At 72.0% G+C, this 1,077-nt stretch carries 1 protein-coding gene; it reads left to right on the top strand.

The genetic code is table 11. From position 1 onward, the window contains the following. Positions 1-1,077 (top strand): gamma-glutamyltransferase (locus tag LQV45_RS35025; RefSeq protein WP_230012599.1); only part of this gene is annotated, 1,077 nt, incomplete at both ends.

Raw genomic sequence — 1,077 nt, 5'->3', positions numbered from 1 at the left:
CCCCGCACCGGCATTCCTCGGGCACGGATCACCGCGGAGTGCTCGCCCTGGACGATCTCGCGGGATTCGAGGCCGGGTATGAGGCGGCCGCCACCGTGGAGTTCCGGGGCCACACGATCGCCAAGACCGGGCCGTGGGGCCAGGGGCCGGTGCTGCTGCAGACCCTGGCCATCCTGTCCGGCTTCGAGGACCGGTTCCTTGATCCGTCCACCGAGCTCGGGGCGCACACCGTACTGGAAGCGCAGAAGCTCGCGCTCGCGGACCGGGAAGCGTACTACGGCGACACGGACGTGCCGCTCGATTACCTCTTGTCGGAGGACTACTGTGCCGGCCGCCGGGCGTTGATCACGGAACGGGCCTCCCACGACTTCCGGCCTGGCACCGTGCCCGGGCTGGCGCCGTACAGGCCGCCACTGCGCACCAATTACACGCTGCCGGCGCTCGCGGGCCATGCCTCCGCGGCCGGACTCGGCGTCGGCGAGCCCACCGTGACACCCGCGGGGGTGACCCGCGGCGATACCTGCCATATCGACGTCGTGGACCGCTGGGGCAACATGGTCTCCGCGACTCCGTCCGGCGGCTGGCTGCAGTCCTCCCCGGCGATCCCGGAGCTGGGCTTCTGTTTGGGCACCCGGCTGCAGATGACCTGGCTGGAGCCCGGCACGCCGTCCACTCTGACGCCCGGCAAACGCCCGCGCACCACCTTGACGCCCACGCTCGTGCTGCGGGACGGCCACGCCGTGACCGCGCTGGGGTCGCCCGGCGGCGACCAGCAGGACCAGTGGCAGCTGCCGTACCTGCTGCGGACCATCGTGGGCGGGTATTCGCCGCAGCAGGCCATCGACGCACCGACGTTCCATACGACGTCGGTGCCCGGGTCCTTCTGGCCGCGCACCTGGGAGCCCGGTGGCGCCGTCGTCGAGGACCGGCTCGGTGAGGACGTCATCGCGGGGCTCGAATGCCGCGGGCATGTGGTCAGCCGGGCTGGTGACTGGGCGCTGGGGCGGTTGTCCGCCGTCGTGCGGGATCCTGAGACCGGGGTCCTGCAGGCTGCCGCGAATCCGCGCGGTGCGCAAG

The sequence above is a fragment of the Microbacterium sp. Bi128 genome, assembly GCF_918698205.1.
Note: the sequence above shows the minus strand (reverse complement) of the source record. Positions and strands in the feature narration are given on the sequence as shown.